At 49.8% G+C, this 20,816-nt stretch carries 21 protein-coding genes and 1 other RNA gene; 19 read left to right on the top strand and 3 right to left on the bottom strand.

Annotated features, from left to right (window positions below; all coding sequences use genetic code 11):
- Window positions 1-57 precede the first annotated feature (57 nt).
- Window positions 58-1,098: an alcohol dehydrogenase family protein gene (locus tag IRJ25_RS09020; protein ID WP_269318129.1), complete on the top strand. Its 1,041-nt coding sequence runs from the start codon at window positions 58-60 to the stop codon at window positions 1,096-1,098.
- 25 nt (window positions 1,099-1,123) lie between these two features.
- Here the strand turns inward: IRJ25_RS09020 and IRJ25_RS09015 are convergent, their stop codons facing one another.
- Window positions 1,124-1,777: a YczE/YyaS/YitT family protein gene (locus IRJ25_RS09015; RefSeq protein WP_196430452.1), complete on the bottom strand. Its 654-nt coding sequence runs from the start codon at window positions 1,775-1,777 to the stop codon at window positions 1,124-1,126.
- Window positions 1,778-2,113: 336 nt separating this feature from the next.
- On the opposite strand from IRJ25_RS09015, the gene IRJ25_RS09010 reads away from it, so the two are divergent.
- From IRJ25_RS09010 to IRJ25_RS09000, 3 genes are all read left to right on the top strand, one after another.
- Complete coding sequence (locus IRJ25_RS09010) at window positions 2,114-3,328, top strand: DASH family cryptochrome (protein WP_269318128.1); 1,215 nt, start codon at window positions 2,114-2,116, stop codon at window positions 3,326-3,328.
- A gap of 74 nt (window positions 3,329-3,402) precedes the next feature.
- A non-coding RNA gene (gene ssrS, locus IRJ25_RS09005) (6S RNA) lies at window positions 3,403-3,589 on the top strand.
- 95 nt (window positions 3,590-3,684) lie between these two features.
- Window positions 3,685-4,452: a tRNA threonylcarbamoyladenosine dehydratase gene (locus tag IRJ25_RS09000; protein WP_159562006.1), complete on the top strand. Its 768-nt coding sequence runs from the start codon at window positions 3,685-3,687 to the stop codon at window positions 4,450-4,452.
- 12 nt (window positions 4,453-4,464) lie between these two features.
- Here the strand turns inward: IRJ25_RS09000 and IRJ25_RS08995 are convergent, their stop codons facing one another.
- Window positions 4,465-5,781 (bottom strand): replication-associated recombination protein A, encoded by a 1,317-nt coding sequence (locus tag IRJ25_RS08995; protein WP_269318127.1) that lies wholly within the window; start codon window positions 5,779-5,781, stop codon window positions 4,465-4,467.
- A 60-nt stretch (window positions 5,782-5,841) separates the two neighbouring features.
- On the opposite strand from IRJ25_RS08995, the gene cymR reads away from it, so the two are divergent.
- From cymR to IRJ25_RS08975, 4 genes are read left to right on the top strand one after another with little or no spacing between them, the layout of a single operon-like run.
- On the top strand, window positions 5,842-6,249 hold the full coding sequence (gene cymR, locus IRJ25_RS08990; protein ID WP_074037447.1) for a cysteine metabolism transcriptional regulator CymR: 408 nt from the start codon (window positions 5,842-5,844) through the stop codon (window positions 6,247-6,249).
- Window positions 6,250-6,266: 17 nt separating this feature from the next.
- Complete coding sequence (locus IRJ25_RS08985) at window positions 6,267-7,403, top strand: cysteine desulfurase family protein (protein WP_015881189.1); 1,137 nt, start codon at window positions 6,267-6,269, stop codon at window positions 7,401-7,403.
- On the top strand, window positions 7,404-8,525 hold the full coding sequence (gene mnmA, locus IRJ25_RS08980; RefSeq protein ID WP_015881190.1) for a tRNA 2-thiouridine(34) synthase MnmA: 1,122 nt from the start codon (window positions 7,404-7,406) through the stop codon (window positions 8,523-8,525).
- Window positions 8,413-9,195: a tetratricopeptide repeat protein gene (locus tag IRJ25_RS08975; RefSeq protein WP_269318126.1), complete on the top strand. Its 783-nt coding sequence runs from the start codon at window positions 8,413-8,415 to the stop codon at window positions 9,193-9,195. The genes mnmA and IRJ25_RS08975 overlap by 113 nt, the downstream gene beginning before the upstream one ends.
- Before the next feature lie 58 nt (window positions 9,196-9,253).
- On the opposite strand, the gene IRJ25_RS08970 is transcribed toward IRJ25_RS08975, so the two are convergent.
- Window positions 9,254-9,802: a VOC family protein gene (locus tag IRJ25_RS08970; RefSeq protein ID WP_147536791.1), complete on the bottom strand. Its 549-nt coding sequence runs from the start codon at window positions 9,800-9,802 to the stop codon at window positions 9,254-9,256.
- Window positions 9,803-9,917: 115 nt separating this feature from the next.
- On the opposite strand from IRJ25_RS08970, the gene IRJ25_RS08965 reads away from it, so the two are divergent.
- The 11 genes from IRJ25_RS08965 (at window position 9,918) to mtnN (ending at window position 20,738) form a co-directional block, all read left to right on the top strand.
- The gene (locus tag IRJ25_RS08965) at window positions 9,918-10,604 is read left to right on the top strand and encodes a hypothetical protein (protein ID WP_269318125.1); all 687 of its coding nucleotides are present in this window, start codon (window positions 9,918-9,920) and stop codon (window positions 10,602-10,604) included.
- Between the two features lie 70 nt (window positions 10,605-10,674).
- The gene (gene recD2 / locus IRJ25_RS08960) at window positions 10,675-12,882 is read left to right on the top strand and encodes an SF1B family DNA helicase RecD2 (protein ID WP_269318124.1); all 2,208 of its coding nucleotides are present in this window, start codon (window positions 10,675-10,677) and stop codon (window positions 12,880-12,882) included.
- A 309-nt stretch (window positions 12,883-13,191) separates the two neighbouring features.
- Window positions 13,192-15,834 (top strand): alanine--tRNA ligase, encoded by a 2,643-nt coding sequence (alaS, locus tag IRJ25_RS08955; protein WP_196430457.1) that lies wholly within the window; start codon window positions 13,192-13,194, stop codon window positions 15,832-15,834.
- 37 nt (window positions 15,835-15,871) lie between these two features.
- Window positions 15,872-16,138, top strand: coding sequence for an IreB family regulatory phosphoprotein (locus IRJ25_RS08950; protein WP_015881196.1), 267 nt, complete (start codon window positions 15,872-15,874; stop codon window positions 16,136-16,138).
- Between the two features lies 1 nt (window position 16,139).
- Window positions 16,140-16,562, top strand: coding sequence for a Holliday junction resolvase RuvX (gene ruvX / locus IRJ25_RS08945; protein WP_015881197.1), 423 nt, complete (start codon window positions 16,140-16,142; stop codon window positions 16,560-16,562).
- 13 nt (window positions 16,563-16,575) lie between these two features.
- Window positions 16,576-16,872, top strand: coding sequence for a DUF1292 domain-containing protein (locus tag IRJ25_RS08940; RefSeq protein ID WP_015881198.1), 297 nt, complete (start codon window positions 16,576-16,578; stop codon window positions 16,870-16,872).
- Between the two features lie 68 nt (window positions 16,873-16,940).
- Complete coding sequence (gene mltG, locus IRJ25_RS08935) at window positions 16,941-18,083, top strand: endolytic transglycosylase MltG (RefSeq protein ID WP_084543099.1); 1,143 nt, start codon at window positions 16,941-16,943, stop codon at window positions 18,081-18,083.
- Window positions 18,084-18,145: 62 nt separating this feature from the next.
- A complete protein-coding gene (locus IRJ25_RS08930) occupies window positions 18,146-18,787 on the top strand; it encodes an O-methyltransferase (RefSeq protein WP_074037439.1) in 642 nt (213 codons plus the stop codon).
- Between the two features lie 16 nt (window positions 18,788-18,803).
- Window positions 18,804-19,439, top strand: a complete 636-nt coding sequence (udk, locus tag IRJ25_RS08925; protein WP_269318248.1) for a uridine kinase — start codon at window positions 18,804-18,806, stop codon at window positions 19,437-19,439.
- Window positions 19,440-19,508: 69 nt separating this feature from the next.
- Window positions 19,509-19,982 carry a transcription elongation factor GreA gene (gene greA, locus IRJ25_RS08920; RefSeq protein ID WP_015881202.1) on the top strand — a complete coding sequence of 158 codons (474 nt, stop codon included), beginning with the start codon at window positions 19,509-19,511 and terminating at the stop codon, window positions 19,980-19,982.
- A gap of 54 nt (window positions 19,983-20,036) precedes the next feature.
- On the top strand, window positions 20,037-20,738 hold the full coding sequence (mtnN, locus tag IRJ25_RS08915) for a 5'-methylthioadenosine/S-adenosylhomocysteine nucleosidase (protein WP_269318123.1): 702 nt from the start codon (window positions 20,037-20,039) through the stop codon (window positions 20,736-20,738).
- The last annotated feature ends 78 nt before the right edge of the window (window positions 20,739-20,816 follow it).

The following is a 20,816-nucleotide window of genomic DNA, read 5'->3' as shown; positions in this document are numbered from 1 at the left end:
ACAGCATTTGGTGGGTAAATACTTATGGATGAACGAAAGCGAAGGAGGCAAAATACCATGAAAGCTGTACAAGTCGTAGGATATGGGGACGTTGACCAACTCCAAGTGGTTGATATCCCGAAACCGTCTCCGAAAGCAGGGGAAGTGCTGATCAAGGTACGCGCCTGCGCGATTAACAATACGGAAATATGGATGCGAGAAGGGGCTTATGGAACTGGGGAGAAGTCAGGATGGCGCCCGGAAGGCGTCCAGTTCCCACGCATTCCCGGTTCAGACATCACTGGTGAAGTCGTCGAGCTCGGAGATGGGGTCGACCAAGGGATGATGGGTCGACACGTCGTCTTATTCCCGTTCACCTCGAGCGGACCTGAGCGGAAGGAACACTTGTCGGACGATATGTCCTTTATTGGATCAGAGTATGACGGGGGCTACGCGGAGTATGTATCATGGCCGGCTGACCTTTGTTTTGACATGCCGCTTGATGATTTCGTCGAGAGTGCAGTCTTTTCCGTAAGTGGTCTCACGGCTTGGCATATGAACGAGCAGTTACACATCCGTTCCGGTGAGACGATTGTCGTCACTGGGGCAAGTGGCGGGGTCGGCTCACTCAACATCCAAATTGCGGCGAACGTATTCGGGGCGAATGTGTTCGCTATCGTCGGTGATTTGAAAAACGAGCAAGAGTTAAAAGCGCTTGGGGCGACCGAAGTGTTTTCCTACCGTTCTGAGACGCTCGCCGATGATATCATCGCTGCGAACGGTGGCCCGGTCGACGCGGTCCTTGATGTCGTGGGAGATGCGCTATTTGATGTATCTCTAAACATCTTGAAAAAGGGAGGGAAGTTCTGTATCTCTGGTTCGGCGGGAGGACAGACGACCCATCTCGACTTCCGGACGCTGTACTTGAAACATATCGCGATGTACGGGTCTGTTCTCGGGACACGATATGAATTCGCGGAGATGTTGCGCTCGATCGCCGAAGGGAAGCTAAAACCGGTCATTGACCGGACGTTCCCGCTTGAAGAGGCACGTGAGGCACAGGCGTATTTTAAACAATCGGGTAAGTTCGGAAAGATTGTGCTCATTCCGAACACATAAAAAGAGAGGGGATCTCCTCTCTTTTTCATGCGAATTTTACTTTGAGACGATCGACATAGGCGATGAACAGGCGGAACCGTTCTAGCCAAAACTGGAAGAATGGACCGATGAGGAAAATCGATAAGACGGTCCCGAAGAAAAGTGGTCCGCCGAGTGCCCAACCGATGAGACAAGCGGTCAGTTCCATCCAAGTCCTCATGGCACGGACGGACGTTTGGAAACGGTCTGCTAAGGCAAGCGTCAATCCATCGCGTGGACCGGCACCGTACCCGACGGCGACATAGAGACCAGCTCCCATGCCCATCACAAATATGCCGAATGTGAGCCAAACAATATTCACAATCATCCCTTCGAAAACAGGGAGCCATTGCTCATTTAATATCACGTTCATGAACACCCCAACGAACACCGCGTTTACTAGAGTTCCGAACTGAGGACGGATGCGGTCGAGTATGTATTTAAATAGAACGAGTAAAAGACCGACGCATAAAATCACCGTCCCGATTGAAATCGGAAGATGGTGAGCGATACCGATATGAAGGACGTCCCACGTGGAAACCCCGAGATTTGCCGTGATCATGATAGATGAACCGAGCGCGAGTAAGAACAACCCGGTCATGAAGAGACCCCATTTGAAGAGAATGCGTAAAAGGTGGATAGATCGGACGTGCACGAACATCGCCTCGTTTCAATAGAATGATTGATTTATCTTAGCACAGGCGATTGAAAAACATAAAAAAAACGTCTCAGCTTATTGGCTGAGACGTGAGTATTATTTCTTCGGTGATTTCTTTGCTTTGTTCTTTTTATAGTAATCGTAGACGAACGGTGCGACCGCCGTCGCGATTTTAATCAATGTTCCCATTTTGCCTTTCTTAGCCATTATGTTGCACCCCTTTCTCTTCTAGAAGAATATATTCCACACAATTTGATTTTGAAAACATATCTCGAGCACATTCCATCTTCATGACAAAGATTATAACCCATCATACTATAGGGTGGAGGAGGTCTAATGATGAAAACAATCATATGGTACCAAAATGATTTACGTATTGATGATCATTTACCGCTTGAAGAGGCACTTCGCCATGACGATCCGATCGAAGGTCATTTTTTTATCAGTCCGAATCAGTTCGTTGAAAATCGTTATGGCGTCATTCCACTTGGGAAGGAGCGACTTCATTTCTTGAAGGAGTCATTAGAGGATGTGGCCGGTTCACTCGACGCACTTGGTATCTCATTTCACGTGCACGTCGGTCATCCGCTCGAAACGCTCGACCCGTCCGACCGTCTCTTGTTTCAGCGGGCAGTCGGATACAATGAGCGCCGACGTGAAAATGAAGTGATCAAAAAATGGAAAGGGGAGTACGAGACGTTCGGTGGATTCACGTTATTTGAAGAGGGCGATATCCCGTTTGAGAAAATGCCGTTTCTCTTCACGGAGTTTCGAAAAGCGGTCGAATATGATGTACGTCCCCGAGAACTGATTTCCCGTAAGGCGACGGCTGCCACACGCGAGGTGACGTTCCCATTTTCGATTCAAGAAGTAAAGCAAGACCCGAGGACGGCGTTTCCGTTCAAAGGTGGCGAATTGGCAGCGAAGCGCCGATTGAATGACTATTTGTCCGTGCCGATTCGAACGTACAAAGAAACGAGAAATGGTTTTGGTGTCGATGACTCGACGAAGCTATCTTCTTATTTAGCGAACGGCTCGTTATCACCTCGACGGGTATTCTTTGAACTCGAGGCACATGAACGAACGCATGGGGTAAATGAATCAACGTACTGGCTGTACTTTGAACTATTATGGCGTGAGTTCTTTCAATGGGTCGCACTCGAGCAAGGGAAAAAATTATTTCGATCACAAGGCATCCGGTCGAAACGGAAAGACTGGCGAGTCGAGGCGGATGTCATTGAAAAATGGCGAAAGGGAGAGACGGGTGTTGATTTCGTAGATGCGTTTATGCGCGAACTGAATGCGACGGGATGGATGTCTAATCGGGGGCGACAAATCGTGGCGAATTATTTTTCAAAAGAGTTAAAACAAGATTGGCGTTACGGGGCTTCCTACTTTGAATCGAAACTAATCGATTACGACGTGGCGAGCAATTGGGGGAATTGGGCGTACCAGGCGGGTGTCGGGAACGACTCGCGCGACCGCCGTTTCAACATCGAGCGTCAACAGTTCACGTATGACCCGGACCGTGCGTTTCGTAACAAATGGTTGTGACCAAACTGTCACGTGAAGTCGGCGTTTCTCATTGACTTCTTTTTACAGAAGCGCTATAGTTAAATCAACAGATGGGATACCTGAGGTGTACGAGAGCCGCCTTCGTTATTTTGAGCCAACACTTTGAATACGGGAGACCGAACTGCTAACCAGATCAACTGCCTCATCACGTGCAGGAGGACTTGTGAAGGAAACGCTAGGTCACCCACCTGCATACGCAGGTTCAAAAGCAAGGCATCGTCACGGCACTCCGGGCCCCATCGATTTTTTTGTAAATACGTCGCGAGACGTCTTTTTTTTGAATATAATTCCGAGTAAAATAGTATGAGAAAATAGAATTAGTTGGAGGAAGAAATATGCTACACCAGTTTTCACGAAATGAATTGGCCATCGGCTCTGAAGGCCTTGATGCTTTAAAGAATAAAACGGTCGCGATTTTAGGTGTCGGTGGTGTCGGCTCATTTGCGGCAGAGGCACTTGCGCGCAGTGGCGTCGGACGCATCGTCCTCGTCGATAAAGATGATATCGACATCACGAACGTCAACCGACAAATCCACGCACTATTGTCGACGGTCGGTCAACCGAAAGTCGAAGCGATGGGGAAACGTCTCCTCGACATCAACCCGGACTTAGACCTCGTCCAATTGAAGATGTTCTATACAGAAGAGACATATGAAGAGTTCTTCGCTCAAAACATCGACTACGTCATCGATGCGTCAGACACGATCATCTATAAGATTCATTTAATCGTAGAATGTAAGCGTCGCGGCATCCCGGTCATCTCAAGCATGGGGATGGCGAATAAGATGGATCCGACACGCATCAAGGTCGTCGACATTAAAGATACGTCATATGACCCGATTGCGAAGATGGTCCGTACTCGTCTACGTAAAGAGAAAATCTACAAAGGCGTCCCGGTCGTCTTCTCGGACGAATCTCCAATCGTGACACGCGAGGACGTGAACGAGGTCGTCGGGAAGAAAGATGCCCCGATCCGTAAAGCGAAGATGCCACCGAGCTCGAACGCGTTCGTCCCATCGGTTGCAGGACTTGTCGCTGCGGGATACGTCATCAATGACTTGCTCGAACAAGCGGGCGTCGAAATCAACCGCATCCAAAAATAAAACGACGCTGGCTCATTTCGAGTCGCGTCGTTTTTCCCAATAATCGAGCCGTTTTTGAATTTGTTGCTCGAATCCACGTGGCGTCGGTTTATAGTAATTTGGTCGTTTTCTAGCCAAGTTTTCTGGCCAATAGTTTTGAGGGACGAACCCGTCTTTTTCGTCATGTGGATACTTGTATCCGACCCCGTTCCCGAGTTCACGTGCTCCTGGACTATGGGCATCCCGGAGATGTACGGGCACAGGGCCTCCCTCGACTGTCCGGACGTGGTGAAGCGCCTTGTCGATGGCGGTGATGACCGCATTTGATTTTGGAGCGGTTGCCAAATAGAGAACGGCTTCTGCGATTGGGATGCGAGCTTCCGGAAAACCGATGTACTCGCTCGCTCGTGCTGCTGCATCGACGATGAGAAGTGCGTTCGGGTCGCTCATTCCGATATCTTCGGCGGCATGGACGTATAAACGACGCATGATGAATCGCGGAGATTCGCCAGCCTCAATCATGACGGCTAGCCAGTATAGCGCGGCATCCGGGTCAGACCCCCGAATCGATTTGATAAACGCCGAAATGACATCGTAATGTCGGTCGCCCGTCTTATCGTATTTGATTGACTTCTGTTGAATCGACTCTTCCGCGACCTCTAGCGTGATATGAATCTCTCCGTCCACCTCAGGCGTTGTCAAGACGGCGAGTTCGAGTGCGTTCAACAGGACACGGTAGTCACCATCCGCCATTTTGATATAATGGTCTGCAGCAGCTTCATCCATATTGACCGGATAATTTCCGAGACCACGTGAATCGTGTAGCGCCCGCTCAAGGACGGCACGTAACTCTTCAGCACCAGGTGGCTCGAGTCGAAATACGGTCGCGCGTGACAGGAGTGCGGCGTTTACTTCAAAACTCGGGTTTTCGGTCGTCGCTCCGATGAGGACGAGCTTTCCAGACTCAAGGGCAGGAAGGAGCGCGTCTTGTTGGAGCTTATTGAACCGGTGGATCTCATCTAAAAAGAGAATCGTCCGTTCGTCTTCATAGTCGAAGCGGGACTCCGCTTCACGAATGACGTTCCGCAATTCATCGAGTTTTGCTGTGACGGCGTTCAATTGGACGAATGTCGCTTTCGTGTAATTCGAAATAACACGGGCAAGTGTCGTCTTACCGGTGCCAGGTGGACCATATAGGATAATCGTACCGAGTCGATCGGCTTCGATGGCACGACGAAGTAGCTTGCCCTCGCCGATGATATGGCGCTGTCCGATAACGTCATCTAATGTTTCGGGGCGCATCCGATTGGCGAGCGGTCCGCCATTCGATTGATGAAATAAATCAGGCATACGTAACCATTCCTTTCGACAAACGTTTGTTCGATTAGTATAACAGAAGGAGACTTGAAGATGAAAATATCTACAAAGGGCCGCTATGGCTTAACGATCATGATTGCATTAGCGCGTGAGACAGATAACAAGCCCCTCAGTTTAAAAAAGATTGCGGCACGACATGAATTGCCAGAGCATTACTTAGAGCAATTAATCGGGCCACTCCGTAACGGTGGACTCGTCAAGAGCGTGCGTGGTGCGTATGGCGGCTATCAGCTCGTCAAACCGCCAGAAGAAGTGACAGCGGGTGAAATCATTCGCTTGCTTGAAGGACCGCTGGCCATCGTCGAAGAATCTGAAGCAGATGATGCGGTGAAACGGAAGCTTTGGGATAAAATCAAAGAAGCGATTGATACCGTCCTTGATGAAACGACACTCGCTGACCTCGCTGAGGAAGAGTCAGACGGCTACATGTTTTATATTTAAGAACGAGGTGACCTTAGATGAACTATTTTGATCACGCTGCGACGACACCGATGCGACCGGAAGTCCTTGAAGCGATGACACCGTACTTTTTAGAGACGTATGGGAACGCGTCGAGCATCCACGGAATCGGGCGTAACGCTCGGGCGGCGCTCGATTCGTCACGTCGCGTCCTCGCGAAGTGGATTGGTGCTTCACCGAACGAGATTGTATTCACGTCAGGTGGGACGGAGTCGGATAACTACGCCTTGTTTGGTGCGGCATATGCCCATCAGGAAAAAGGCAAACATATCATTACGACAAAAGTCGAGCACCACGCCGTGCTTCATGCGATGGAACAGCTCGAGCGTGAGGGCTTCGACGTCACATATCTCGATGTCGATGCTTCGGGAGCCGTCACTGTCGACGCCGTTCGTTCAGCCTTACGGGATGACACGATTCTTGTATCAATCATGTATGGCAATAACGAAGTCGGGACGCGCCAGCCGATTCACGAAATCGGGGAGTTGTTACAAGATCACCAGGCTCTCTTCCATACCGATGCGGTACAAGCACTCGGTACAGAAGAAATTGATGTGAAGGCGATTCATGTCGATTTATTGTCGGCGTCCGCACATAAAGTGAATGGGCCGAAAGGTATCGGTTTTCTTTTCATGAAAACAGGTGTAAAATTAGCGTCACGTTCTTTTGGTGGACAACAAGAACGTAAACGTCGAGCCGGCACGGAAAATGTTCCGGGTGCCGTCGGATTTCAAAAAGCAGCTGAACTCGTCATGGCAGAGCGTGAGACCCGAGTGACTCTTTATGAATCGCTCGATCTGGCACTGCGTCAGCGCCTGGACGAATTAGGCGTGTCTTATGAGGTGAACGGGTCAAATCGTTTACCTCACATCGTGAACTTATACCTTCCTGGAATTGACCTTGAACCCTTCCTCATCATGATGGATATGCGGGGCATGGCGATTTCAAGCGGAAGTGCCTGCACGGCAGGGTCGGTCGAACCGTCCCACGTATTGTCGGCGATGTACGGGGATTCAGAGCGGACGCGTCAGTCTGTTCGAATCAGTTTTGGCCACGGTAACTCGGTCGAGGACGCGAAACGGCTCGCGGAGCGACTACAAGAAGTCGTCTCGACATTTATGAACGGAGTGAGATAGATGAATTTACGCACGAAAGCCCCTGAAGAGACGACGGTCGTCGTCGGCATGTCAGGTGGCGTCGATTCATCGGTGACGGCCCATGTGTTAAAAGAGCAAGGGTATAACGTCATCGGGATTTTTATGAAAAACTGGGACGACACGGACGAGAACGGTGTGTGTACGGCGACAGAGGACTATGAAGACGTCATCGCCGTGGCGAACCAAATCGGGATTCCGTATTACGCGGTCAACTTTGAAAAGGAATATTGGGACCGCGTCTTTGAATATTTCCTAGCGGAATACCGTCTCGGTCGGACGCCGAACCCGGATGTCATGTGTAACAAAGAAATCAAATTCAAAGCATTCCTCGACCATGCGCTTCGACTCGGTGCCGATTTTGTCGCGACTGGACACTATGCGCAAGTGAAATATGTTGATGGCGAGCACCGTCTGTTACGAGGAAAAGACGACAACAAAGACCAAACGTATTTCTTGAACCAATTGTCTCAAGACCAGCTCGCGCGGACGATGTTCCCGATCGGCCATATGGACAAGAAAGATGTACGTGCGATTGCCGAAGAAGCAGGACTCGCGACAGCGAAGAAAAAAGATTCGACGGGAATCTGCTTTATCGGTGAGCGGAACTTTAAAGAGTTCTTGTCGGAATACCTTCCGTCACAGCCAGGTGAAATGCGGACGCTCGATGGCGTCGTCAAAGGACGTCACGACGGGTTGATGTATTATACGCTCGGACAGCGTCACGGTCTCGGAATCGGTGGGGACGGTGATCCTTGGTTCGTCGTCGGGAAAGATGTCGAGAACAATGTCTTGTTCGTCGGACAAGGCTTCCATCACGACGCGCTCTATTCAGATGCGCTTCTCGCTTCGAAACTGTCATGGACGGGAGCCGCTCCTACAGGAGAGTTCCGGGCGACGGCGAAGTTCCGTTATCGCCAACAAGATGTGCCGGTCACGGTCGCTCCACTCGAAAATGGCGAAGTCCTCGTCAAGTTTGACGAGCCACAACGTGCCATCACGCCAGGACAAGCGGTCGTCTTCTATGACGGCGACGTCTGTCTCGGTGGGGCAACGATTGACGAAGCGTACCGCAACGGCAAACGACTCGACTATATTGGATGAGGTGATTGATATGAACGCAAACGAACAAGGCATCCAAGCGATGCAGCAAGGTGAATTCGAACAGGCAGCCAAACATTTCAATGAGGCCATTGAAGCGAACCCGACAGACCCGACTGGTTTCGTCAATATGGGGACGTTGCTTCAGGCGATCAACGATTACGATCGTGCCGTCATCTTCTATGACAAAGCGATTGAACTCGATGGCTCGTTCGGTGCCGCGCACTATGCGAAAGGCGCCCTTGCCTATGAACTTGAGCAATTAGAGTCAGCGGAGGCGTCGCTTCGCCAAGCGCTCCTTTCGGGGATGGACGATGCCGATCTTCACTTTATGCTCGGCTTGACGTACAAAGCGATGGGTGACTTCGTTCGTGCGATGCCACGCCTGCGTGAAGCGAAGAAGCAATCGCCGGAAGACGTAGAAATCACGTTCCAGTACGGACTTGCCCTCGCGCAAAGTGAGCAGCTCGAAGAGGCAGTCGTTGCGTTAGAAGAGACGCTCGACCTTGATGCGAGCCATACGGATGCCCGTTACAACTTGGCGATCGCATATGCGTTCTTAGGTGACCAGGAACGAACGTATGCTGAGTTGCAACGCGTCTTAGAGATGCAACCAGACCACGAACTTGCACGTGACGCCGTTGCGAAGATGGATGCACTGCTTGGAAATTGATTTCTTGAATAGGGAAGTGCCATCGCAATGGAGCGATGGCACTTTTTTGTTGATGCGATTAGAGTTGTTTCGTTGTGATTTTGACGGGTTCTCCGGCAAACTCGCCGTACGCCTCGTCCATATTTTTCGTGTACAGTTCGATGATGTTATGGCTCGGGTCTTTGAAGTACGCAGAGCGTTCTTTCCCATTTTTCGTCTCATCCTCGTCCCACGTCCGAAGTTTTACAGGGACGTCGGTCTCATCTAAGATTTCGAGAGCCTGTTCAAACGACTCCATCGGAACGAAGAACGCACAGTGGACGTGGACGCCACCTTCATCATAGAGCGTGTCCCATTCCGTCACGTCCTGTTTACGGTTCGCATCCTCTTCTTCCGTAAAGTTACGTTTCAACCAAAGACCTAACCGTGTGTTCCCACCGATATAAAGCCATGTTGCCCACGGCTCGTTCGCCTGCTCTTGTGATTCACTCGGCTCCGCATCGTCTCCGACCCATTGTTCGACGACAGGAAGACCTAATTTTTCATGCCAAAAAGCTACAGCTTCGTTCATGTCTGTCACTTCTAAAACGAGTTCGCATAATCCGCTTACTGGAATTCGTTTGCCCATAGATGATTCCTCCTTCAATGTATCATTCGAACAGTTCCCCGTTTCTTTGAATCAAAAACGCGACTAGCAGTATTGAAGTGGGGGAATGACAACCTATAGAAGGAGGTCGAGTGGCTTGCGAAAATTCAGCATGGTCAGCGTCATTTTGTTTTTCATTGTCGAGTACGTGTGGTTGAATCAATTATTTGAATCGGTAAATGAACGATTGGCAGACGGAAAATGGACGAATACGATTTTGTATCAAGTGGTCGTTGAACCACGTGGACTCTTAACGTTATTCCTTCTTTTATTCATAGCGCTCCTTCTCGTCGGATGGACAGTTCACTATGTGTACAGTGAGCAAAAGTCTTGGCAACATACATCTGAACATGTCGGTGTGGGGTGGGTCGTTCCATTGATTCTGGCATTACTCGGATTTCTCATTCCAAACGTTTATGTTCAAGTCGGGATCATACTCCTTCAAGTAACGTTCATTCCACTCATTCCGTTCATCCATCAGACCGTTCCATTCTGGAAAGTCGTGACGAACTGGTTGATTCAGTTGGCGGTCATCGGTCTCGTCCTGTTTGGGGCGAGAGGGATGCTTGAGGACTCGATTCGAATCGAGAAGACCGAGCTCTTCACAAAACTCGAGGCATATCAGGCATCTGGTGACTTGGACAGGATTCAGAGATTAATTGAAGAAGTGGACTTGGATCAGGTTGAGCGCATTTTGGACCGGGTCGATATCGAACAGTTGATACGTATTTTGGAAGTCGTCGATCTCGACCGAATCGAGCAAATCTTAAACCTGTTCAATTAGGGCATTTGTTCAATCGATTCATCTCGGGCTATAATGGATGATGGAAAAATAGCTGGAGGTGTCGGATATGATGGCAGCACCTTATGAGTTGACTGGAAAAGTCATTCGCGTCCTGTTTCAATCAGAAGAAGAGGCGCATACGATTGCGCTCGTACGTATAAAAGAAAAGAATTTTGAGACGGATGAGACCGAGATGGTCATCGCTGGCGTCGGAGTCGGTATTGAGAAGGGCGAGACGTATAAGGCGCACGGTCGTCTCGTCGAACACCCTCGATTCGGAAAACAGATGAAGGCGGATTGGATTCGCCGTGTCGTCCCGATGACGAAACGGGCTGCCATCCGCTTTTTGACGAACGGGTCTTTCCCTGGAATCGGTCAAAAGACGGCGCAAAAGATTGCGGATTCTCTTGGAGACGATTGTATCGATCAAATCGTCAAACATCCGAGTATCCTGTCTGAGGTAGACGGATTGAAAGAAAAGCAGGCGCGTGTGATCACCGAACGCCTGAACGTTTTATATGGGGTCGATCAGTTGCTTTTGTTTCTCGCTCCATTCGACGTGACGCCACGTCTCGCCTCGAAAATTCATAAAGAGTATGAAGGACGGGCGATGGAGACGATTGAGAAGAATCCGTATGCGCTCATGTACGACGTACAGGGGATTGGATTCAAGACGGCGGATGCCATCGCGGCACATTTTGGGATTCAAGGCATTCATCCTGAACGCATCGCGGCAGCCGTGCTGTACGTATTAGAACTCGAGCAAGGGAACGGTCATCTCTACGTGACGGCGGAACAACTCGAAGCCGAGATGCCTCGAATCATCGGGGCTGATCCGGGTGATGCGCTGGTCACGGCGCTCGAATCGCTCGCTAAAGAAGAACGGGTCGTCATCGAGGATGGGGTCGTCTATCATCCCCGTGTCTTCCGTGCCGAACGGAAGGCGGCAGAAGAGTTGGCCCGAATCATGGCGACATCGACGACAGAGGACGTGGACATGACGACCATCTTTGACGCGGTCGGACGTGTCGAGGAAATGTTCTCGATTGAATATGCCACTCAACAGCGAGAAGCCATCGAACTCGCTCTCAAGTCACCGCTCATGGTTCTCACAGGTGGTCCAGGTACCGGGAAGACGACGGTCGTCCGAGGGATCATTCATGCACTCAGCGACGTCTTCGATTGGAAGTTAGATCCCGTTCCGAACCAACCGTTCCCGTTCGTCTTGGCCGCACCGACGGGTCGAGCGGCGAAACGCCTCAGTGAGTCGACCGGGCTACCGGCCTCGACGATCCACCGTCTGTTAAAGTTCGACGGAAGTTCGTTCCAAGTCGATGAGACGAATCCACTTGTCGGGAAAGTGCTCATCGTCGATGAGGCGTCGATGATTGACATCTTTTTGTTCCGAAGTTTGCTCAAAGCGGTACCGAACGGCATGAAAATCTTGTTCGTTGGAGACCGTGATCAGCTCCCATCTGTCGGACCGGGGCAAGTACTTGCCGATTTGATGGCGACAGAAGGGATTCCAGTCGTCCGCCTTGACGTCGTCCATCGTCAAGCGTCGGAGTCAAGTATCCTCCGTCTCGCCCATTCGTTGAATGCGAAGAAAATGCCAGACGATTTGTTGGCGTCACTGCCAGACCGGCGTTTCTATACGGCGAACCAAGAGACGGCGCTTCAAGCGATTTGTCAGATGGCAGGAGCGGCTCTCCGAAAAGGATATTCACCGTTTGATATTCAAGTGCTCGCACCGACATATCGAGGGGTATGTGGAATTGATGGGCTGAATGAAGCTCTTCAGAACGTATTCAATCCAAAATCGAGTGCCCGTGAAGTGAAACACGGGACGCGTATTTACCGCAATGGCGATAAAGTGCTTCAACTCGTCAACAATGCCGAGGAAAACGTCTATAACGGGGACATCGGAGAAATCACGAACATCTTCTACGCGAAGGAAAACGTCGATAAGGTCGACAAGATTTATATTCGATTCGATCAGACAGAAGTCGAGTACAACCGTAGTGAATGGGATCAGTTCACCCATGCCTACGCTATCACGATCCATAAGTCACAAGGTTCCGAGTTCCCAATCGTGCTCATGCCGGTCTTCTTCAACGGAGGATTCCGGTCGTCACGCAACTTGATTTATACAGCTGTGACTCGGGCGAAGAAGAGTTTACTCTTGTTCGGTGACGTGCGTGCGCTCGAGGCGGCGACGCGAGAAGAGGAACCGGTGCGACGGACAAAATTGGTCGAACGCTTAGGCGGGAAGTCTTGACGTCTTTCCGAACGCGTGTGATAATGACGAATAGACAACTGAAACGATACAGACGATGAAGGAAATGAGTACGTCGTCACCGCCTCTACAGAGACATCTTCCTAGGCTGCGAGAAGATGGGGGTCGGCCGACCGAAGCTATTCTGGAGTCCCCACTCAACCTGGGCGCCTCATCCACGTTAACGGATGTTCGAGGCACGGTGTATACCGTGCGAACGAGGGTGGTACCACGAAGCGATGCTTTCGTCCCTTTCCACAGGGGCAGGCATCGCTTTTTTTCGTTTCGTTCAGAAATAAGGAGGAATTGTTCATGAAACCGCTCAAATCATTGACTGGCGCACAGATTCGCCAAATGTACTTAGATTTCTTCAAATCAAAAGGGCACAGCGTGGAGCCGAGTGCTTCACTTGTACCGGTTGAAGATCCGACTTTGTTGTGGATCAACTCTGGTGTTGCGACATTGAAAAAATATTTTGATGGACGTGTCATCCCAGCGAACCCACGGATCGTCAACGCTCAAAAATCGATTCGTACGAACGATATCGAGAACGTCGGGAAGACAGCGCGTCACCATACGTTCTTCGAGATGCTCGGGAACTTCTCAGTCGGTGAATACTTCCGTGAAGAAGCGATCACATGGGGTTGGGAACTGTTGACGAGCGACGAATGGTACGGACTCGACCCGGACCGTCTCTCCGTCACGATTCACCCGGACGATGAAGAGTCAAAACAAATTTGGTTGAACCTCGGCATGCCGGCCGATCGCATCATCCCGCTAGAAGATAACTTCTGGGAAATTGGCGAAGGCCCATCTGGTCCAAACACGGAGATTTTCTTTGACCGTGGACCAGCATTCGGAGACGACCCGACAGACCCTGAACTTTATCCAGGTGGAGAGAACGAGCGTTATCTTGAAATTTGGAATATCGTGTTCAGCCAATATAACCATGACGGACACGGAAACTATACAGAGCTTCCGCGCAAAAACATTGATACAGGGATGGGACTCGAGCGGATGGCGAGCGTCCTTCAAGACGTACCGACAAACTTCGATACCGACCTCTTCATGCCGATCATTCGTGAAACTGAAAAAATCAGTGGCGACGTATACCGTCAAGACAGCAGCAAAGACGTTGCGTTCAAAGTCATCGCGGACCATATTCGTACAGTATCGTTCGCAATCGGTGACGGGGCACTTCCATCGAACGAAGGACGTGGCTATGTCCTCCGTCGTCTTCTCCGCCGTGCTGTACGTTATGCGAAGATGCTAGGAATCGAGCGTCCGTTCATGTATGAGCTCGTCGATGTCGTCGGAGACATCATGGTCGACTTCTACCCGCAAGTGAACGAGAAGAAAGACTTCATCAAGAAAGTCATCAAGAACGAGGAAGAGCGTTTCCACGAAACGTTGAATGACGGTCTCGCAATTTTGAACGAAGTTGCGAAAGCACAAAAAGCTGCTGGGTCAAACGTGATCAGCGGTCAAGATGCATTCCGTCTTTATGACACGTATGGCTTCCCGCTCGAATTGACAATCGAATACGCAGAAGACCATCAGATGACGGTCGATGAAGATGGTTTCAAAGAAGCGATGAACGAGCAACGTGAACGTGCACGTCAAGCGCGTGCTGATGTAGAATCGATGCAGATTCAGTCGGGTGTGCTTGCAGACATCACGATGCCGTCGACATTCCTCGGTTATAACAACCTTGAGACGAACGCAAAAATCATCAGCTTGATTCACAACGGCGAACTCGCTGACGTCGTCGCTGCAGGGGAAGAGGCACAAGTCATCCTCGATCAGACACCATTTTACGCTGAGAGTGGCGGTCAAATCGGTGATAAAGGACAAATCGTCGGAGAAGACTTCCTTCTTCGCGTGAAAGATGTGTCGAAAGCGCCAAACGGACAGAACTTGCATACAGTCACGGTCGAGTCAGGTGTGGCGAAAGCGGAAGTAGCCGTCACAGCCACTGTCGACCAGGCATCGCGTCAAGCCATCGTCAAAAACCATACGGCGACGCACCTTTTGCATCGTGCACTCAAAGATACGCTCGGGGAGCACGTCAACCAGGCGGGTTCACTCGTGACACCAGATCGTCTCCGTTTTGACTTCTCACACTTCGGTCAAGTGACACCTGAAGAGCTTCAATCGATTGAGCGTCAAGTGAACGAGAAAATTTGGGCATCAATCGGTGTCGACATCGAAGAGATGAACATTGCGGATGCGAAAGCAAAAGGTGCGATGGCACTCTTCGGCGAGAAATATGGTGATGTCGTTCGGGTTGTATCAGCAGGGGATTACTCGGTTGAGCTTTGTGGTGGGATTCACGTCTCCAACACGGCTGAAATCGGACTCTTTAAAATCTTGTCTGAATCAGGGATTGGCGCTGGGACGCGTCGAATTGAAGCGGTCACGGGAGCTGGCGCATATGAAGTGATGAACCAGCAAATCGAGACGCTTGAAGCCGCAGCGAAACTGTTGAAGACAAAACCACTTGAAGTTCCTGCACGCGTTCAAGCACTTCAAGCTGAAATCAAAGAAGTCGAGCGTGCTTCAGAATCGCTTAAAGCGAAGCTTGCCAACATCGAGGCATCTTCATTAACGGATGCAATCGAAACGATTGATGGCGTTCAATTGATTGCGAAACGCGTCGATGGACAAGATATGGATGCCCTTCGCAGTATGGTCGACGACTTGAAAGGGAAACTCGGTTCTGCCGTGATTATCCTTGGTTCGGCGAACGGTGAGAAGGTCAACCTCGTCGCAGGTGTGACGAAAGACTTGAACGATCGTGGCTTCCATGCCGGAAAACTGATTAAAGAAGTCGCGACACGCTGCGGTGGTGGCGGTGGCGGTCGTCCAGACATGGCACAAGCAGGTGGCCGTGATGCAACAAAACTGGACGAAGCATTGAAGTTTGCTTCACATTACGTCGAATCACTGGCATAATAGAGTGTGAAGTGCAAACGGAAAGAGGTGGATTCTTGTGAGCCAAATGGATCGCACGATGCAATTCAATTTTCCAGAAGATGATCAACGTGCTAACACACGTGAGACGCTGATTACGGTATATCAAGCACTCGAGGAAAAAGGTTATCAACCGATCAATCAAATCGTGGGATACTTACTGTCAGGTGACCCTGCCTACATTCCACGTCATAATGATGCGCGAAACTTGATTCGTAAAATTGAGCGGGATGAACTTCTCGAAGAGTTGGTCAAATCGTATTTGAACGATCGTAGAGAGGATTAATATGAAGCGAGTCATGGGACTCGATGTCGGATCGAAGACGATTGGTGTCGCGGTGAGTGACCTGATGGGATGGACGGCGCAAGGTGTGGAGACGGTCTACTGGACCGAACCTGACTTTGATGAAGCCGTCCGTCTCCTTCGTCCGTTTATCGAGCAGTACGATGTGAAAGAAGTCGTCGTCGGTCACCCGAAAAACATGAATGGAACTGTCGGTCCGCGCGGTGAAGCGTCCGAGGCATTTGCCGAGGCGTTCACAGAACAGACAGGCTTACCTTGCGTGTTGGTGGATGAACGATTAACGACGATGCAAGCGGAACGGATGCTCATTTCAGCAGATGTCAGCCGCAAAAAGAGAAAAGCGGTCATCGACAAGATGGCGGCCGTGATGATTTTACAAAACTACCTGGATCGTTCCGGGAAATAAGGAGGAATCTCTCATGGCAGAAATCCGTCGTGAAGAAGAAATGTACCGTATTCCAGACGAAAATGGAGACGAACATTTATTTGCAGAAATTTTCCGTATGACGAGCGACCGTTCGAAAAAGACGTTTGTCGTACTCGAACCGGTTGGCGCACCAGAGACAGAAGATGAAGATACGATTGAAGTATACGCATTTGAAATTGAAGAACTTGAAGATGGCGAATTCATCTTGAAGCTCGTCGAAGACGATGAAGACTTCGATGAGGTCATGGAAGCATTCGACATCGTCAATGACGAAGTCGGTCTAGACTAAATAGGGGACGGGCGACTAGGGAACATCCCTCGTCGCCTCTCTTTATAAAAAGAACAGGGGAGAAATGCATGAATCATCCATCTATGTCAGATGAGAAACGTGCCCGCAACCGGATCGTCCGTCGCATCACGGTTGTCATCCTGGCCATCTTCCTTCTCGTCATCGCCACAGGGTCGGCGCTCACATATGTCTTTGTGAAGCGTTCCATCGAACCGATTGACCCAACTTCGACTGAAACGGTCGAGATTGAAGTCCCGCTCGGTGCTGGTTCGGGATACATTGGTGAATTACTAGAAGAGAATGGGCTTGTAAGGAGTAGCACGATTTTCCGTTTCTATACACGCTTTAAGAACGAATCGTCGTTCCAGGCGGGGACGTATACGTTATCTCCGTCACAATCAATCGATGAATTGATTGAAACGTTGCAAACAGGTAAAGTCATTGTGGTCCCTGATATCAAGCTCGTCATTCCAGAAGGATTCACGATTGATCAGGTGATTGCGAGGCTTGCGAAAGTGGCCGAAATCCCGAAAGAAGAGATTTCTGAGCAGTTGAGCGACCGTGAATACATTCAGTCTCTCGTAAACGAGCATGAAATGTTGACGGAAGAAGTATTGCAGGAAGGCATCTATCATCCGCTTGAAGGATACCTGTTCCCAGCCACATATGAATTCAATAAAGGCGTAACGCTCAATGAAATCATCGACGAGATGTTACTACCAACCGAAAGTATGTATCAAGAATACAAAGGTCGTTTAGCCGATTCAGGACGTACGTTCCATGAGACGCTCGCGCTCGCATCCGTTGTCGAGAAAGAGGCGGTGTCAACGGAAGACCGTAAAGAGATTGCTGGCGTGTTCGAGAATCGCTTAAACGACGGAATGAAATTACAATCTGACCCGACCGTCTGGTACGGAACGGGAGAAACATCGATTTTCACTTCATTCGCGGACTTGGAGAACGATTCCTTATATAACACGTATCGTTACGAAGGCATCCCGATTGGACCGATTGCGGCCGTGAGCCGTGACGCATTTGAAGCGGTGCTTAATCCGAACGACACGGAGAACATTTACTTCTACGCACGCCCTCCACGTGAAGGGTTCCCGAACGGGGAAGTCTTGTTCGAAGTCGACTATGAGGATCACCAACAAAACGTCAATAAATACCGTTCCGAATGGGAAGCGTTTGAAGAAGCAAACAGTAATTGATGGGACGACCGGAAGCGGATGCTTCCGGTCGTTTGAATGAAGAGAGTTAAGAGGTGGAACGAGTGGACCATGCATCCTATGAGGGATATGTAGAAAAACTAATCAATGACCGCTCCCCGCTATTGACGGAGATGGAGGCGTTCGCGCGTGTTCATCACGTCCCAATCATGGATTTGACGGGTTCGGAAGTGCTGCTCTCCTTACTGGCGATGCAACGGCCGACCCGAATCCTCGAAGTGGGTACGGCCATCGGCTACAGTGCCATTCGCATGGCAGAATTGTTACCCGATGCAGAAATCGTCACAATCGAGCGGAATGCTCGCCGTTTCGAAGAGGCGACGGAATTCATCAATCGATCGGACGTGCGCGATCGTATTACGCTCGTTCACGGCGATGCCGTCGAATTGATTGGAACGATTGAAGGTGAATTCGATGCCGTATTTATTGATGCGGCAAAAGGACAATATCAAAAATTTTTTGATGGGTATGGCGCTTTAGTACCAATTGGTGGTACGATTTACAGCGATAATTTGTTTTTACGAGGAGACGTCTTGCTAGAGGATGTATCGGTCTTAGACCGACGCCGACGCCGGCTCGTGCGTCTCGTGAAACAGTTTACTGAGCAATTGATGGCACGGACCGATTATCATACTGCAATTTTGCCCCTTGGTGATGGCCTAGCAATCAGTCGTAAATTACGATGAGGAGGACTTAACTTTGATGCAACATAAACCCGTCATTATTGGCGTGGCCGGGGGTACCGGATCAGGAAAAACGACCGTGGCCCGCGCGCTCGTCGATGCGTTTCAAGGTCAATCGGTCGTCATGATCGAGCAAGACGCGTACTATAAGGATCAATCAGAGATGACCATGGAGGAGCGGTATAAGACGAACTACGACCACCCCTTCGCCTTTGATAACGATTTGTTGATCAAACATATCCAACAGTTACAACAACATCAGGCGATTGAAAAGCCGGTCTATGACTATGCGGCCCACACGCGTTCAAGTGAAACCATCTTAATCGAACCCGTCGATGTCGTCATCGTCGAAGGGATCTTGGCACTCGAGGATGCGCGTTTACGAGATTTGATGGATATCAAAGTTTTCGTGGATACAGATGCGGACGTTCGAATCTTGCGTCGTATGCAGCGTGATTTGAATGAACGTGGACGTTCAATCGATTCGGTCGTTGCCCAATATACAAATGTGGTGCGTCCGATGCACTTACAATTCTGTGAACCAACAAAACGGTATGCAGATATCATCGTTCCTGAAGGCGGAGAAAACTTTGTCGCGATCGATTTACTCGTGACCAAAATCCGTTGGGTGCTCACTGAGCGCAATCGCGCGTGAGCAAATAAATCGTTTTCAATTCAACCCTAGCTGTAATATACTAGGAGACAATGAAGGAGTGACACATAAATGGCTGAAAAACAACACTATATGACGTTAGACGGAAAAGCGAAGATCGAACATGAATTAAACGAACTGAAGACGGTCCGCCGTAAAGAAGTCGTTGAAAATATTAAGATTGCTCGTGATTTCGGTGACTTGTCAGAGAACGCGGAATATGACGCGGCGAAAGAAGAACAAGCGATGGTCGAAGGACGCATCGCACAATTAGAAGAAATGCTCCGTAACGCGGTCATCATTCAAGATGATGCAGGCGATAACTCGGTTGTCTCAATCGGGAAGACGGTAACGTTCTTCATTCAAGAAGATAATGAAGACGAAACGTATACAATCGTTGGTGGAGCTGAGGCAGACCCGTTCACAGGGAAAATCTCGAACGAATCACCGATTGCCAAGGCACTTCTTGGACGTACGATTGGTGATGTGGTCACGGTGCAAACACCAGGTGGCGACATGGTCGTCGAAATTAAAGAAATCAAATAAATTGTTGAGCGACCTCCTATTCGGAAGTCGCTCTCTTTCTGAGGAGGAGACGGAATGAAAGTAGGCATCATCGGCGCGATGGAAGAAGAAGTGAATCTACTTCGGAACGAGTTGACAGAACGAGTAGATACTGAAATCGCGAACTATCATTTTTATGAGGGCTATCTTGGTAACATGCAAGTCGTCATCTTGAAGTCAGGCATCGGGAAAGTCAACGCTGCCATCGGCACGACACTTTTGATTGATAAGTTCAAACCGGACGTCGTCATCAACACAGGATCTGCCGGTGGTTTTAAAAAGGGGATGAAAGTCGGAGACGTCGTCGTCTCGACGGAAGTTCGTCATCACGATGTCGACGTGACGGCATTCGGGTATGAGTACGGACAAGTACCAGGTATGCCGCCGGCGTATGAGGCGGATGCCAAGCTCGTCAGCGTCTGTAAAGATGTCATTGAAAACTTGCCGGATGTGAATGTACATCAGGGATTGATTGTGACGGGAGATTCGTTCATCAACGATTCGAAACGCGTGGCGGACATCCTCGGTCATTTCGACGGCGTCGCAGCGGTCGAGATGGAGGCTGCCCCAATCGCTCAAACGTGCTATCAGTTTGGTATTCCTTTTGTCGTCACACGCTCGATTTCAGACAGTGCAGACGAAGAAGCGAACTTGTCATTCGACGAGTTTTTGGAGACGGCATCGATCAACTCTGCGAAGATGGTCATGGCTGTCACAAAGCGTTTAGAACAAGATTAATCCAGTCAACACGAGGAGGATGCATTGACATCCTCTTTTTATTCCCTTATATTAGTACCAGATACTAAGAATAGGGGT

The organism is Exiguobacterium sp. KJ 601, assembly GCF_027161185.1.
Classification (GTDB): domain Bacteria; phylum Bacillota; class Bacilli; order Exiguobacteriales; family Exiguobacteriaceae; genus Exiguobacterium; species Exiguobacterium profundum.
This window is presented reverse-complemented; position numbering and strand designations above follow the sequence as displayed.